This is a genomic window from Carnobacterium sp., from assembly GCF_040274945.1.
Classification (GTDB): domain Bacteria; phylum Bacillota; class Bacilli; order Lactobacillales; family Carnobacteriaceae; genus Carnobacterium_B.
The window spans coordinates 139,059-154,280 of record NZ_JBEMAR010000004.1 but is presented as its reverse complement, the minus strand read 5'-3'; the positions used below and the strand labels follow the sequence as shown (position 1 = coordinate 154,280).

11 protein-coding genes and 1 pseudogene are annotated in these 15,222 nt (G+C 34.4%); 3 read left to right on the top strand and 9 right to left on the bottom strand.

What is annotated here, in order from left to right; all coding sequences use genetic code 11:
* Window positions 1-72: 72 nt before the first annotated feature.
* The 3 genes and pseudogenes from ABS916_RS05890 to ABS916_RS05875 all read right to left on the bottom strand — a co-directional run bounded on the left by ABS916_RS05890 (window position 73) and on the right by ABS916_RS05875 (window position 2,897).
* Window positions 73-753: an amino acid ABC transporter permease gene (locus ABS916_RS05890; RefSeq protein ID WP_350451006.1), complete on the bottom strand. Its 681-nt coding sequence runs from the start codon at window positions 751-753 to the stop codon at window positions 73-75.
* 17 nt (window positions 754-770) lie between these two features.
* Window positions 771-1,627: pseudogene (locus tag ABS916_RS12880) on the bottom strand (transporter substrate-binding domain-containing protein).
* Window positions 1,628-1,934: 307 nt separating this feature from the next.
* Complete coding sequence (locus tag ABS916_RS05875; protein ID WP_350451003.1) at window positions 1,935-2,897, bottom strand: phosphoglycerate dehydrogenase; 963 nt, start codon at window positions 2,895-2,897, stop codon at window positions 1,935-1,937.
* A 119-nt stretch (window positions 2,898-3,016) separates the two neighbouring features.
* On the opposite strand from ABS916_RS05875, the gene ABS916_RS05870 reads away from it, so the two are divergent.
* Complete coding sequence (locus ABS916_RS05870) at window positions 3,017-4,090, top strand: hypothetical protein (RefSeq protein WP_350451002.1); 1,074 nt, start codon at window positions 3,017-3,019, stop codon at window positions 4,088-4,090.
* Window positions 4,091-4,133: 43 nt separating this feature from the next.
* Here ABS916_RS05870 and ABS916_RS05865 read toward each other — a convergent pair whose 3' ends face one another.
* A complete protein-coding gene (locus ABS916_RS05865; RefSeq protein ID WP_350451001.1) occupies window positions 4,134-4,601 on the bottom strand; it encodes a Dps family protein in 468 nt (155 codons plus the stop codon).
* Window positions 4,602-4,855: 254 nt separating this feature from the next.
* On the opposite strand from ABS916_RS05865, the gene ABS916_RS05860 reads away from it, so the two are divergent.
* Window positions 4,856-6,484 (top strand): ABC-F family ATP-binding cassette domain-containing protein, encoded by a 1,629-nt coding sequence (locus tag ABS916_RS05860; RefSeq protein WP_350451000.1) that lies wholly within the window; start codon window positions 4,856-4,858, stop codon window positions 6,482-6,484.
* A 122-nt stretch (window positions 6,485-6,606) separates the two neighbouring features.
* Here the strand turns inward: ABS916_RS05860 and ABS916_RS05855 are convergent, their stop codons facing one another.
* On the bottom strand, window positions 6,607-7,707 hold the full coding sequence (locus tag ABS916_RS05855; protein WP_350450999.1) for a diguanylate cyclase: 1,101 nt from the start codon (window positions 7,705-7,707) through the stop codon (window positions 6,607-6,609).
* A gap of 172 nt (window positions 7,708-7,879) precedes the next feature.
* The gene (locus ABS916_RS05850) at window positions 7,880-9,331 is read right to left on the bottom strand and encodes a DEAD/DEAH box helicase (protein WP_350450998.1); all 1,452 of its coding nucleotides are present in this window, start codon (window positions 9,329-9,331) and stop codon (window positions 7,880-7,882) included.
* Between the two features lie 215 nt (window positions 9,332-9,546).
* On the opposite strand from ABS916_RS05850, the gene ABS916_RS05845 reads away from it, so the two are divergent.
* A complete protein-coding gene (locus ABS916_RS05845) occupies window positions 9,547-10,512 on the top strand; it encodes an asparaginase (protein ID WP_350450997.1) in 966 nt (321 codons plus the stop codon).
* 45 nt (window positions 10,513-10,557) lie between these two features.
* Here the strand turns inward: ABS916_RS05845 and ABS916_RS05840 are convergent, their stop codons facing one another.
* The 3 genes from ABS916_RS05840 to ABS916_RS05830 form a co-directional block, all read right to left on the bottom strand.
* Window positions 10,558-11,310, bottom strand: a complete 753-nt coding sequence (locus ABS916_RS05840; RefSeq protein WP_350450996.1) for an acyl-[acyl-carrier-protein] thioesterase — start codon at window positions 11,308-11,310, stop codon at window positions 10,558-10,560.
* 175 nt (window positions 11,311-11,485) lie between these two features.
* A complete protein-coding gene (locus tag ABS916_RS05835) occupies window positions 11,486-13,267 on the bottom strand; it encodes an ABC transporter ATP-binding protein (RefSeq protein WP_350450995.1) in 1,782 nt (593 codons plus the stop codon).
* Window positions 13,254-15,014 carry an ABC transporter ATP-binding protein gene (locus tag ABS916_RS05830; RefSeq protein WP_350450994.1) on the bottom strand — a complete coding sequence of 587 codons (1,761 nt, stop codon included), beginning with the start codon at window positions 15,012-15,014 and terminating at the stop codon, window positions 13,254-13,256. The genes ABS916_RS05835 and ABS916_RS05830 overlap by 14 nt, the downstream gene beginning before the upstream one ends.
* Window positions 15,015-15,222: the final 208 nt, after the last annotated feature.

Here is a 15,222-nt window from a genome sequence, read left to right as displayed (position 1 = left end):
GATTGAATCTCACTAAAAAAATGATCCTTGATTGTCATGAAAGGACTGACAGCCGAGAATCATTTTTTATTCTTAGTCTATATAAAGAGAGGTTCTCTTTTCTAAGTAGTTTTGAAAAATAGTAAACACACTGCAAATAGCCCAATAGATTAAAGCAACTAAAATATACATGGTCATGTAATCAAATTCTCGTCCTCCAACAATTTTGGCCTGCTGAAAAATTTCTGGAACAGTTATCATAGCAGCTAAGGATGTTCCTTTAATGAGGTCAAGTAAAACATTACTCATTGGCGGAATAGCGATTCTCATTGCTTGAGGTATAATTACTTTCTTCATAATAAAAGGCCATTTTAACCCTAGAGCATAAGCAGCTTCCCATTGACCATGATCAACAGAATGCAAAGAAGAACGAATGATTTCCGCACTATACGCTGCAGAACTCAAGCTAAAACCAATGATAGCTGCATTTACAGCTTTAAATTGGATTCCAATAAAAGGAAAACCAAAATATAAGATAAATAAAAAGACTAATGTAGGCGTCCCTCGCATAAACGAAATATACGTACGCGCCATCATGCTTACTATTTTATTAGATGACATACGCATGATGGCCAATAAAAATCCAAGTATCGTACCAAAAATCATACTAACCATTGAAATGCCTAAAGTGTACCCTAAACCTTTTAAAATATAGCCAAAGCTGTCAATTGCCAAAGCAGGATCAAAAATATAGTGCCATTGGATTTCAGACATATTCTGTCACCTACTTTCTATTCGCCTTCCTCTAATTCAATCTCAGGAAAATCATAGTCAATTTGTTCCGATACATCCTCGCCGTCATAGAATTGTTTAGACAATTCTGTCAAAGTTCCATCAGTTTTCATTTCTTCTAAGGCCGTGTTGATTTTTTCGGTTAAGACATCATTTCCTTTTTTAATTGCATAATTTGTTTCACTAGGATCGTAAAAAATGTTATGAACTTTTACTGGGATTTCCGGTAAAGCTGCTACAGCCATTTTTTGTGAATAATAGTCGTTTAATATGACCTCCGTACGACCATTAGCTACGTCTTGAAGATATTGATCATTTGTAGCATTATCATAAATGACTTCTTCAGCCCCGTAATGTCTTGCAACTTTCATGTAGCTCGTTGTAGCTGACCAGCTGCTTTTTTATCTTTTAAATCTTCTAACGTTTCAATACCAGAGTTATCTGATTCACGTACAACCATGGCTCCAAAAGAATATTTATATGGAATCGTGTAATTAAATTTTTCAGCATTTTCTCCATCTCGATCTATTCCCATCGCAGCAATGTCAATTGTACTGCTGTTAACGGAAGTCAACATGCCATCTACACTCATTTCAGTAAATTCTATATCTAAATCTAATCGATCCGCAACTTCACGGATAACTTCTACTTCATATCCTGTTAAATCATCTGTTTCTGATTCATGGAAAGAACTCGGATAGAGTGTCCCAGACGTGGCTACGTTTAATGTTCCTCTTTCTTCAATTTCGCTCCACACTGTATCCGATTTAGTTGCCGAAGAATCAGCAGTTGGCTCATTTGATCCACAAGCTACTAAAGTCATTGATACGAATGTTATTACTCCAAAACTCACCATTTTTTTCAACACATTATTATCCCCTTTTGTTCTTTTTTTAATTGCCTCAATTAGAATAACAGCGCTTACCTGTGTAGTCAATTATGCCTTGAAAAATTTATTTTCACTTAACTATTTCCCTTTAATTCCAAACGAAAACATTGTTATATCAACACTAAGTGAAGATAAACAAAGAACAAAATTGTTTTTTAAAGATAACGAAACAGATCAAAAAACTGTTATACTATTTTAGCAATCAGTAATTCTTAACAATAAAAGAACACCTCCTAGTTGTAGCGAGGTGTTCCCATATTTATTGTAAAGTAACTTAGTATTGTTGATCGTAGTCAATTAAGTTTACAGGCAATTTTTCTTCAGCTAAGTAAGCTTTTAGATTTTCTTCAAAGATAGCAAATAAACGTTTTTTGAAATGTTCTGCGATTCCAGTAATATGAGGAGTAATCAAAACATCTTCTCTATCCCATAGTGCGCTCTCTTCTGGTAAGGGTTCTGTTTCAAAAACATCTAAACCAGCGAAAGCTAACTGACCATTATCAAGAGCTTCTATTAAATCATCTGTTTTAACCGTTGGTCCTCTTCCAACATTGACGAAAAGAGTTCCTTTTTTCATTTGAGAGAAAATATCTTGATTAAAAAAGTAATGGGTTTGATCCGTATGCGGTAAGATATTTATGACAATGTCTGCTTGTTTTACTTGGTCAACTAGTTCCGGCTGCGTAATTAATTGATCCATGTATTCAACATCTCTTCCACTACGATTTACACCGATTGTTTTCATGTTGAATGCTTTTGCTAATCGTCCAACTTCCACGCCGATTTTACCGGTCCCTACGATCATGATCGTTTTTCCATGCAATTCCATTAATTCATCTACTTGCTCCCATGTTTTGGTTTGTTGATCTTTAATTGCCTTTTTAATCCCTCTAGCGTAAGCCAACAATATACCAAAAACTGATTCTGCAATTGGAACACTATGTATCCCACTTCCATTAGTCAGTAAGATATCTTTTTGTTTTAGCTTTTCTAAATCAAGAAAATCGACACCAGCTGCTTTTCCTTGTGCCCACTTCAATTGACTTTTTCCGTCTTCTAATAACTCTTGTGAAAATTGTCCTGTCCATCCATATATGATCTCAACAGATTCTAAAGAGACATCTTTTGGATCTGTTTCCCATCCTTTGATCAACTCATATTTTGGTGCTAGTTCTTTTAGCGTTTGAAGTTGTTCTTTGGTTGTTTCTTGTATTAGTAAAATACTTTTTTTAGTCATTTTATTATCACCTTTTCATATTTTTCTTTTATTATCTCACTACAAAAAAAGATAGCAAAGAATTTCCCTTATCTATTTCCATTTTCTGTTAATTTCAGTGTCTTAGATGGTACAATAGAATGAAAGATAGAGGTTTAGAACGGGGTGCTTGGATGGATAAAGAACATTTACTGATGACAAAAATAATTATTGAGGGTGACTTTCATGATTTTCAACTTTACAGTGGGAAGTTTTATTTGTGGACCAATCAAAAGAGCCTGAACATCTACAATTGGAACAAGTGGATGCAACAATTGACTTTAATTGATCGACCCATCTATTTAGAACCACAACCTACTGAACAATTACACGTTACATTAGATGAATTAGCCCCATTCCTAGAAAGAACCCTTTCTTTTTCTGAATCAATTTACGATAGTGCTTTATTTAACCATACCTTATATTTTTCAGACTATACTGGCTTTTATCGTTATTCTTTAGTAAGAAACGACGCTGAAAAAATACGCATTTGGGAACAACCAGTCTACTCTATTTCCTTATCGTCTACAGGAAGAATGGCTTTATCTGCTGGAGAAGCCGGTCTTTTCGAATACTTACTCTCTTCTTACTATTATTATGAGCAACTTGAACGTCAAGTTGCCACACGTGTGTATCAAGTCAATTCCTATTATGCTTCTCAAACGATATGGAATCACCATGACCTTATTCAATATGGTCAAAGTCAATCTGAATTAACGTACAAAACTCAATTTGATGAACAAAAAGGTCAATTGCACGTTATGAATAGTCTACCAATAACTCAGCTAAGCGATTCTTTAACGAGTAGTGTACAAGAATATTTACTGCCCTTATCTTTAAATCCACCATCCATGCAAGATGGACTTTTATTTTCATTTGAAATGGATCAGCAAAAAGTAAAAAAAGATCGTTTATATCGTTCTAAGTCCGTTCGCTTAATAGAAAAACTTCCCGCTGCAATTGAAAACTCATCAAATTCAACCGATTTCTTACTAGTGATTCCTGCTTCACCTATCTTTAAAGTTATCTTACAAAATGACGTTTTATTAGAACTTCCTAGAAAAGAGATCCATAAATTTAGAATTTACAGCCGAACACGCCATTACCGTAACCAATTGCATGTTTTACGAGACGAATCATTGATTTTATATCTGTTCACAGAAATTAATCGTTAAAAAAAGCCCTTAGATGATCTAAGGGCTTTTTTTAACTTTTTTATTAAGCATCCAGTGGATCTTTACCTAAATAAGCTTGCAACATCCAAACCGTTTTATCTACACCAGATTTATACCCAATCAACAAGTCTTGTGTTGCATCGTCTCCTGCTTCGCCAGTGAGAACAATTCCTTTAGCTAATTTATCCCCAATGATTCTATAATCTGAAACAGTTGAAGCTACCATTTCCTCGGCAGTTTCTTTTCCATCATATGGAGCTTCTTTAACTAAAGAATGTTCTAAAAACTCTCCCAAAGTCGCATAAGGTTTTCCACCTACTGCAATCAAACGTTCTGCTAACTCATCAAATTGTTCAGTTACTCCGTCATACAGTTCTTCAAATGTTTCATGCAGCTTAAAGAAATGAGGTCCTTTTACATAGAAGTGATGTTGATACAGTTTAATGTTAAAAACCCCAAAAGTTGCAACCAATTCATTTAACAGTTCTTGTACTTCAATTTGTTTTTCCACTATTCTATTCCTCCTATTTATTTTATTTGTTAACTTATAATTATAATAATCTAACTAAAATTTATAGTCTAGCATAAACCCCTATTTTTAAAAATTAATTAACCAATTGCTATTCATCAAATAAATAGACTATTTTACCCATTTAGAACAGTTTGTGGTCAATTTACGAATAAAAGAATCTCTAACATCGCATTTCATGATTATTTGTGCTAAAATGGTCAAGATATATAAAAGAATAGGGGTAAATAAATTAAATGATTACAGTAACTAATGTAAGTTTACAATTTTCAGATAGAAAATTGTTCGATGATGTAAATATAAAATTCATTCCTGGCAATTGTTATGGTCTAATTGGTGCAAATGGTGCAGGTAAATCAACTTTCTTAAAAATATTAGCTGGTGAGATTCAACCTTCAACCGGTAATGTTTCTATGGGTCCCGACGAACGTTTGACTACTTTAAGTCAAAATCACTACGGTTTTGAAGATTATACTGTTTTAGAAACAGTTATTATGGGACACAAACGTTTATACGAAATAATGAAAGAAAAAGATGCTGTCTATATGAAAGCTGACTTCACTGATGCAGATGGTATTTTAGCTGCTGAATTAGAAGGCGAATTTGCTGAATTAGATGGTTGGGAAGCTGAACCTCAAGCAGCTGTTATGCTTCAAGGTTTAGGTATTTCAGAAGCTATGCATGATAAAAAAATGAGTGAGTTAACAGAAGGTTTAAAAGTTAAAGTCTTGTTAGCACAAGCTTTATTCGGAAAACCTGATGTTCTTTTACTGGATGAGCCTACCAATGGTTTAGACAAACAATCAATTGAATGGTTAGAAGAATTCTTAATTGATTTCCCAAATACCGTTATTGTTGTTTCCCATGACCGTCACTTCTTAAACAAAGTTTGTACTCATATGGCTGACGTTGATTTTAGTAAAATCAAGTTATATGTTGGAAACTACGACTTCTGGTTAGAATCTAGCCAATTAGCTTCTAAATTACAAGGTAATGTGAATGCAAAAAAAGAAGAGCAAATTAAAGAACTACAAGCCTTTATTGCTCGATTTAGTGCAAATGCGTCTAAATCAAAACAAGCAACGTCTCGTAAAAAAATGTTAGAAAAAATCACATTAGATGATATTCAACCTTCTTCTCGTCGTTACCCATTCGTTGGGTTTACTCCGGATCGTGATATCGGAAATGACTTACTGCGTGTTGAAAATATTTCTAAAACAATTGATGGTAAAAAAATATTAGACAATATCAGTTTTACTTTGAATAAAGACGACAAAGTTGCTTTTACTAGTAAAAATGATATTGCAATTACTGTTCTGTTTAAAATATTGATGGGCGAAATGGAACCTGATACAGGTACATTCAAGTGGGGCGTAACCACTTCTCAATCTTATTTACCAAAAGATACAACTGATGAATTTTTAAATGAAAAGTTAACTGTTGTTGACTGGTTACGTCAGTTTGCTTCTGCTGAAGAAAATGATAATACGTTCTTACGTAGTTTCTTAGGTCGTATGTTATTCTCTGGTGAAGATGTACTAAAAGAAGTTTCAGTTCTTTCCGGTGGAGAAAAAGTTCGTTGCATGTTATCTAAAATGATGTTGAGTAAATCAAATGTTTTAGTAATGGACGATCCAACAAATCACTTGGACTTAGAATCTATTACGGCTTTAAATGATGGTTTGATTGCTTTCAAAGGTTCAATTTTATTTGGATCACATGACCACCAATTCATCCAAACAATTGCAAACCGTATTATCGAAATTTCTCCAAATGGAGTTGTCGATCGTGCTGAAACAACTTATGATGATTTCTTAGATAATAAGTCTGTTAAAGAACAAATTGCAGCTTTATACACTAACTAATCAGTCTAAATTATGCTCAATAGGCTTCCTTAACTCCAATTCATTAGAGTTAGGGAAGCCTATTTTTTAGTTTCATTAGATTTTATTCAGTTAACTTATCTCTAAAAATTCATATTAGCTGACTATTCATTCTCCATTATTTCACCGATTACTTTATTTCTGCCCTGATTTTTAGCCATATATAAACAGCGATCTGCTAACCTGAACAATTTTTTCATATCTTTATTTTTGGTAGATGCTGCCAACCCAATTGAGATCGTTATCTGGATGCTAGTTCCATTTTCTAGTACGAACTCTTTATCAGCTACACTAGATCTGATATTTTCGGCTACTTCTTTTTGGGCAACATAAGGCAGATCATTTAAAATCAAACAAAATTCTTCACCGCCTACACGGTAAACCAGTTCATTATCTGGAGCTCCGATTTTCAAACTCGTTGCTAATTGCCGTAAAATGAAATTACCATTTTCATGACCATGGTTGTCATTTATCGATTTAAAGTAATCAATATCAATCATCATTAATGCAGTCGTTTCGATTGTTTTATCTGCTTGAATCCTTTGCCATTTTTTATTAAATGCTCTCATATTATATAATCCAGTTAAAAAATCCATTTTTGCGTGTTCTTTTTCATTTAAATATAACGCAAGATTTTTTAGTAAATCTTCAATAAAAACTGTTGTCAAAATTACTACCAAGCTGGAGAGCACCAAAAAACTGCTATAAATAAGGATATATACTAAAAAATTATCGTATAAAAAATATGAATTCAAAGCAATAGTGGCCACACAAATTACATTGAGAATCAATAAAATGGTATATTTATTATTAACTTGTTTTACTAACTTCTTGCACACCAGTGGCAATATCAATCCCAGCACAACATACATCATTGCCGTTCGAAGAGATGCTGGGTTGACTCCCAATAACAAACGCAGTGCTGAAATGAAAATAGCTGTGGGAAAAGCAACTGTGGGGCCAGCATAGTAAACTAATAAAACTAAAACAATGTGTCTCAGATCTATTATAGCTCCTTTAGGCAGATCAACTGAAAAAAGCATCAACAGAAAACTAGTTAGACTAGAGACTCCAATCATCAGCAAATGTTGTTTTACAGTTAGCGTATAATTTTTTTTCCTTGGAATCAATTTAACGAATATGTAAGATGCTGTACTAAGAATCGATACATTCGCGATAATACTTAAAAAAATAGATGTCAGCATAGCAAACACCTCCAATCAGTTAGTTATAATAAATAAAAAAGTAGGATAATATACTATTTTCATTCTGCTTCAGGTAACGTTCACTTTTCTATGTAAAAACACCTTCGATTTGTATACTGATTTCCAGCATAACCTCTCGAAGGTACTTATATTAATCGGGTTTGGGAATGGTTTACTTTCTAGCTTTATGCACTTTTAATTTTTTCCCTTTGATCGTACGATCTTGCATTTCTTCAATAACTAATGGACCTTTTCCATTTAGAATATCGATATATGTGACATTCTCTTGAATGGTAATAATACCAATATCATCAGCATTGATTCCAGGGATTTTAGCAATGGTCCCAACAAAATCGACTGCACGCATTTTTTTCTTTTTACCGCCGTTAAAATAAACTTTAGTAATGCCGCGATTCAATTCTTTTGAACGTACTTGTTTCAATGGTGGACGTTCTTGTAATTTTTTCTCGAAAGCAGATTTATGACTTTGAACTAATCGTGTAGTTGGCAATGAGATTTCAATAACTGTCTGACCAGCATACTCTTTCACTTCATTCCACCATTTTTCTTCTCTAGGTGTCACCAGTGTCAAAGCCATTCCAGTTTTTCCAGCTCTACCCGTACGACCAGTACGATGCACAAAGCTCTCTTTTTCTACTGGTACGTCAAAGTTGACTACGTGTGTAACATTTTCAATATCAATTCCTCTGGCAGCAACATCCGTTGCCACTAAATAACGAAATCTTCCTTGTCTGAAATCATCCATAACTGAAAAACGATCCTCTTGAACCATTCCACCATGAATTTTATCAATTGGCAATCCTGATTTATTTAAAAATGTGTATAAGTTGTTCACAGCTTCTTGAGTATTGCAAAAAATCATACATGAATCTGCGTTTTCCACAGTTAATAAGTCGAGCAGTTGTCGTTCTTTCTTGTCTTCTTGTACCTTGACACTTGATTGAATGATTTTAGGTTTTGATAATTCAGTTGTCTCGATAACAATAGATTGTTTATCCTGCTTCATATAAAAACTAGCTATGCGTTCAATTTCTTTTGGCATAGTTGCTGAGAAAAGGAGTGTTTGACGTTCTGCAGGTAAAAAGTTAATTATTGCTTCTACTTGGTCCGCAAATCCCATATTTAACATTTCATCAGCTTCATCTAAGACTAAGCATTCGATTTTTTCTATTTTGAATGTCCCTTTTTGTAAGTGATCTAATACACGACCAGGTGTACCTACAACAATATGACTTTTCTGTTTTAATTCAGATTTTTGAGTATCGAACGAGGCTTTACCATAGACTGCAGTAGCCTTTACTCTCTTTAAACGACCGACATTCATAAGATCTTCTTTCACTTGAATGGCCAGTTCTCTTGTTGGAACTAAAACAAGTACTTGAGGTTTGTTTTCTTCCCAATCGACTTTTTCACATAGCGGTACTCCATAACTAACTGTTTTTCCGCTTCCTGTTTGAGATTCTACAATAACATCTTTTCCTTCTAATGCTAATGGAATCACTTCTTCTTGGACTTTAGTAGGATGAAAGTAACGTAAACTTGTTAATGCAGCAACAATCTCATCACTAATTGCAAATTCTTCAAATGTTTTCTTTTTATTCATAATAACCTCTTTCAATTGTTCAGTTTCTACTAGTATAACAGCATATGCACAAAATTACTGTCTTTTAAAGAGATAATATAGTAAAAACAATTAATTAGTGACCAGAATCGAAACTTTTGACTATCATTTCTCTATTGAGATCCATATAAGAAAATAAAAAAACGTGGTATACTACTAACGAAAATGATTAGTTTTGTTTTATAGGAGGAATTATAGTGAAGACAATTCTTGTACTGCATACTGGCGGAACCATCTCAATGAGTGAGGATCAAACAACTGGAAAAGTCTCCCCGAACTCAGAAAATCCTTTAAATAAACGAGGGCATTTATTTGATAATGTGGCGAATATGATTGTCGAGGACTTTTTCCACTTGCCATCTCCACATATGACACCTGATAAAATGCTTTTATTAAAAAATCGAATCCAACAAGCGATTGCTGCTAATGAAGCAGATGGAATCGTCATTACTCATGGAACAGACACCTTGGAAGAAACAGCGTATTTTTTGGATTTGACACTAAAAACAACGATCCCAATCGTTGTAACCGGAGCTATGCGTTCAATCAACGAAGTCGGTTCAGACGGACTATACAATTTCCAAAGTGCTATCTGGGTTGCTTTATCTCAAGAAGCTAAAGAAAAAGGTGTTTTAGTCGTGATGAATGATGAGATCCATACTGCGCGTTATGTGACCAAAACCCACACAAGTAATGTGGCTACTTTCCAAACACCTACGTTCGGTCCAATTGGATTGATTTCAAAAAATAAAGTTCTCTTTTTTCAAAAACTAATTGAAGAAGAAGTTTATTCGATTAAGACGGTAAATAAAACTATTTTTCTATTGAAAGTTTATGCGGGAATGGATGGAACCTTATTTGATGCTATAAATCATCCTTCTACTGATGGCCTCGTGATTGAAGCCTTGGGCGCTGGGAACCTACCGCCTGCTACTTTATCTGCTCTGAATCGTTTGATAGCCAATCACATTCCAGTAGTGCTTGTGTCACGCTCATTTAACGGCATCGCGCAAGATGTTTATGACTACAAGGGTGGAGGTAAGCAACTGAAAGAAGCGGGTGTTATTTTTGCGACTGGATTATCTGGCCCTAAAGCACGTATTAAATTACAAGTGGTCTTAAGCCAAGGTACCTTATCTCGCTCACTTGAAGAGTACTTTTAATAGAAAAAACCGTTCAGTTTAGCTGAACGGTTTTTTCCCTTTTGGTTACTCAATTGTTTTCCAAACAATACTGGCTTCACAATTTGTAACTCCTTCAGCCACTATACGATGGGCCGTGATCATGTCGTTGTCTGTATTTTTTGTTGCACTCATTTCACTATGAATCAATTGTCCATAATGAACTTCCTTTTCAAACTTGATTGTCATACTTTTTATTTCATGCGTTGTAAGAAAATCAAGATTTAATGTATCTATAGCCCACTCGATGTATTTAGAGTTGTTCACATGACGGTTGCTGTCAATATCTAAGTATCTTACACGGTATTCTTTAGAGATCATTGTTTCTTCATCAACTTTGATTGGCTTTGGACTGCGCACCAATTTCTTAGTAAATTCAGATTCGTATGGTGCTACAATTTCATCTGGCACACGTGCCATCTTGCGTTCTTTCACATTCATCAAAGCAAATGTACTATTAACAGTCACACATAAATTACCCTCTGCATCGTATACTTTAAATATCCGGTAACAAAACAATTTGTTGTAAGAGGTAGCCTGGGTTGTAATATTAATTGTTTCATAAAAAGCCGGCATACGCTCAACTTTCACCTCATATTGAAGAATGATCCAAGCTAACCCTTTTTCAGCTAAAACTTCGTCCCCTACTCCTAATAAATAGCTTTGCTCACCAGATACGTGAAGCATAACATTTAACAGCATAGAAAGTGTCATTTTTTGAGTTGTATCACACTCGTAATATTTAATTTGATGCTCTTTTTCGTATATTTTCCCGCTCATTCAAAATCCTCATTTCCTTTTAAAAATTCTTCTTTAAGGATAGCACATTTTTATTAAAAACACCTGAAAAACAAGGCTAATTGTTTCCTCTTTTGCTTTAACCATTATTTTAAACATGGGATTTTTAAACTAAAAAAAGAGACTAAGAAAATCTTAGTCCCTCCTTTTTACCTTATTACATCTTTTTCAACAATTCGGCTTGGGTTGAATACAATTGGTAATACAACCCTTTTTCAGCCATCAACTCATCATGACTACCTGATTCTTGAATTTTCTTATCTGCAATATAAAAAATCCGAGAACTATTTTTTATCGTTGACAGCCTATGTGCAATAATAAATGCTGTCCTACCTTCTAATAAGCGATCTAGACCTTCTTGCAACAGGATTTCTGTTTGTGTGTCTATGCTGGAAGTAGCTTCATCTAATATAAGTACTTTAGGATCAGCCAGCAAGGTACGAGCAAATGAAATCAACTGTCTTTGTCCTGCAGACAATGTGCTTCCGCGTTCTTTAACAACAGTACGATAGCCATCTTTTAAAGCTATAATAAAGTCATGGGCACGGACGATTTTTGCAGCACGTATAATTTCTTCTTCAGTAGCGTCTAACTTACCAAAACGAATATTCTCCAGAATGGTTCCAGAAAAGATAAACGTCTCTTGGAGCATCACACCTATTTCATTCCTCAACGAATTTAGGGTTACTTTTCGAATATCGATCCCATCAACTAAAATTTCTCCAGAATCTACATCGTAAAAACGAGTCATTAAATTAATAATGGTCGATTTACCTGCACCTGTCGGACCAACTAACGCAATAGTCTCTCCAGAACGAACTTGGAACGAAAGATCTTCAAAAATTGGTTGGTTCTTTTTATACCCAAATGTTACATCGTTAAACACAACATATCCTTGAATAGGAGGCAATTCAAAGGCATTCGGTGCATCTTGAATTTCTGGTTCAATGTCCATCAATTCGAAAATACGTTCCAAGTACACCATACCTGTTACTAGACTGTTATAAAAATTACCAATGTTGATCATTGGATTCCAAAAGTTATTAACATAACCGATAAAGGCAATCAATATACCGGTAGATACATCTATTCCAAGTCCATTTAACCCCACAAAATAAATAATTGAAATCGTTAGGGTGGCGATATTTTGAATAAATGGTGCAAGCAAGAACTGAATTTTCACTGCATGCATCCAAGATGATCGCTGATCCTCGCTCACTTCTGAAAAAATATCTCTATTAACATTTTCTCGTGTAAACGATTGGGTAACCTTGATTCCAGCTACACTTTCATGAATATAAGCATTCAATCCTGCTTGTTTACTGCTGACTTCTTCATATGCTTCGCGTTGTTTTTTTTGAATCACTAAAGTCACAACAAACAAAACTGGCAGTAAGATAAAACTATAAAGCGTTAATCGAACGTCCATGGTAAACATTATGGCTAGTGTAACAACTAGACTCATCACATCAGATAAAACGTTAATTAAACCATTAGACAATAAGTCACTTAGTGAATTAATGTAATTCACGACACGAGTAACAATTTTCCCATGAGGACGACTATCAAAGAAAGAAAATGGTAGCTTTTGCAAATGAACAAAAACATCGGTTCTCATATCCTTTAATACATTTTGTCCCAATAAAGTAATGTTTCTTATCCGGTATCTTGAAGACCAGCCGCCAAATAACTGTGCCAGTGAAAACAAAATAATAATCCACAACAGTTGTGTGGTGTTTTTTGTAGGAATCGTTTCATCAATTACAATACTTGTAAAGTAAGGTCCTAAAACTAAAACAATATTGGAAACCAAAATCGCAAAAAAGAGTTTTAAAAATCCACTTTTATATGGGGCAAGATATTTACCGACTCTTTTTAATAGGTTCGTATTTGTTGCTTGTTTATTCTTTTCTTCGATTGAACTTTCAGTCTGTTCCATTTGTCTCTACCTCCTCTTCATCAGATTGCCCTAATTGTTTCTGATAAATTCTATAGTAATACCCTTTTTTATCTAGTAGAGAAGCATGATTTCCTCTTTCGATAATTTCTCCTTTAGATAAGATGATAATTTCATCAGCAGATTTTACAGAGGATATTCGGTTGGCAATAATAAAAGTTGTTTTTTCCTTCATTAACTCGCCTAATCCTTGTTGGATTTTTACTTCTGTTTCCATATCTACAGCGGAGGTTGTATCATCTAAAATTAAAATAGACGGATCTTTCATCAGTCCTCTTGCTAAAGATATCCTTTGCCGTTGCCCCCCAGATAATCCACTGCCGCGTTCTCCTAAATACGTATTATACTGTTCAGGCATACCTTGGATAAATGGATCAGCATCTGCTACTCGTGCACTTTTTTGAACGCGCTCAAGATCTGCTCCAGGAGTTCCAAATGAAATATTTTGTTGAATCGAATCAGAGAATAGAAAGACATCTTGCATAACAATTGCAATGTGACTTCTCAACTCTCTAACATTCCATTTTTTCGCATCTATTCCATCGATCAATACTTTCCCCTCAGTAGGATCAAAGAACCGTGAGATAAGGTTAACCAAAGTTGATTTACCCGAACCTGTCTCTCCTAAAATCCCAATAGTCATACCTGGCTTAGCTTTTAACGAAATATGACTCAAAACAGGTGTTTCAGGATCATCCGCAAAAGAAAATGAAACATCTTGAAATTCAACAATACCTTGAATCGTTTCAGCAGATTCCTTTTCTTCGATAGGAATCATCGGATTAGCAGCTAACATTTCACGAATTTTATAAGAAGAAGCAATGAATCGCTGTAAATCATTCACGTACCAACCAACATTACGCATCGGCAAGTTCAGCATCCATATAAAACCATTAAACGTAACTAAATCACCTAAACTCATAGAACCATTGATTACTAAAAATCCTCCATATCCTATCGTAATGACTGATAAAAATCCTGCAAGTGTTTCTAATGGCGGTAAATAGGTTCTTGTTACATTAGCAGACTCCATATTACGTTGTTTATAATCCTCATTATATTGATCAAATTTTTCTTTTTCGTAATCTTCTCTTGCAAAAGCTTTGATAACTTTATTTCCACTAACATTTTCTTCAACCATTGAATTTAATCTTGAAAAACTTTCTCGAATTTCATAATAAACGGCGTTTGCTTTTCCTGATAGTAAAACCGTTAGGATCCCTATAAAAGGTGTAACAATTAATAAAGCCAACATTAATCGCCATTCTATGAATCCCATTACTATGATTGCTGAAACCAATAACAAAAGATTGTCTAGAACATTGTACGATAACCATGAAATGGCATGACGAATGGCATCCGTGTCCCCAGACATCCGAGCCATAATATCTCCTACGCGTGTGTTATTGAAAAAGGCAAAATCAAGTTCTTGAAGCTTTTTATACAAGGCTTCTCTCATTTGATAGATAGCGTCTTGTCCTATCCGTTCAAACATAATCTGATACACATACCTTAATACTGTCCGCAACACTGTAGCACCTATCATCAAGGCTAACAACGGGATAAGAAGATTGCTCTGCGAATCCACAATGACTCTATCGACAATTTCTCCACCAATCAATGGGGAAACAATATTTAATACTGCGACAATGACCACCATGATCGTTCCCACCAGTGCTTTTACCTTATTTGATTTGATGTACTGTGAAACCCACTTAATACTGCTCATACAACAATGCCTCCTACTCTTACTTTTCATATACTACTAAGCAACTCGTACTTTTCATAGATTATTGATAAAAAACCAATAAAATCTTCTATCAACGATAATTAAGCCAATGTTCATTATCCACTCTATTCATTTACAGTTCGAACTTCAAGTAAATCGCTCATTCATTTCTATCTATTATATTTGATTAGAAATATGAATACACTTA

What these genes read in the sequence shown, in the direction of transcription:
- ABS916_RS05850 (WP_350450998.1), bottom strand. Translation starts at nt 9,331, where the DNA reads ATGAATAAAAAGAAAACATTTGAAGAATTTGCAATTAGTGATGAGATT.
- ABS916_RS05890 (WP_350451006.1), bottom strand. Translation starts at nt 753, where the DNA reads ATGTCTGAAATCCAATGGCACTATATTTTTGATCCTGCTTTGGCAATT.
- ABS916_RS05870 (WP_350451002.1), top strand. Translation starts at nt 3,017, where the DNA reads ATGAAAGATAGAGGTTTAGAACGGGGTGCTTGGATGGATAAAGAACAT.
- ABS916_RS05855 (WP_350450999.1), bottom strand. Translation starts at nt 7,707, where the DNA reads ATGCTGACATCTATTTTTTTAAGTATTATCGCGAATGTATCGATTCTT.
- ABS916_RS05875 (WP_350451003.1), bottom strand. Translation starts at nt 2,897, where the DNA reads ATGACTAAAAAAAGTATTTTACTAATACAAGAAACAACCAAAGAACAA.
- ABS916_RS05830 (WP_350450994.1), bottom strand. Translation starts at nt 15,014, where the DNA reads ATGAGCAGTATTAAGTGGGTTTCACAGTACATCAAATCAAATAAGGTA.
- ABS916_RS05835 (WP_350450995.1), bottom strand. Translation starts at nt 13,267, where the DNA reads ATGGAACAGACTGAAAGTTCAATCGAAGAAAAGAATAAACAAGCAACA.
- ABS916_RS05840 (WP_350450996.1), bottom strand. Translation starts at nt 11,310, where the DNA reads ATGAGCGGGAAAATATACGAAAAAGAGCATCAAATTAAATATTACGAG.
- ABS916_RS05860 (WP_350451000.1), top strand. Translation starts at nt 4,856, where the DNA reads ATGATTACAGTAACTAATGTAAGTTTACAATTTTCAGATAGAAAATTG.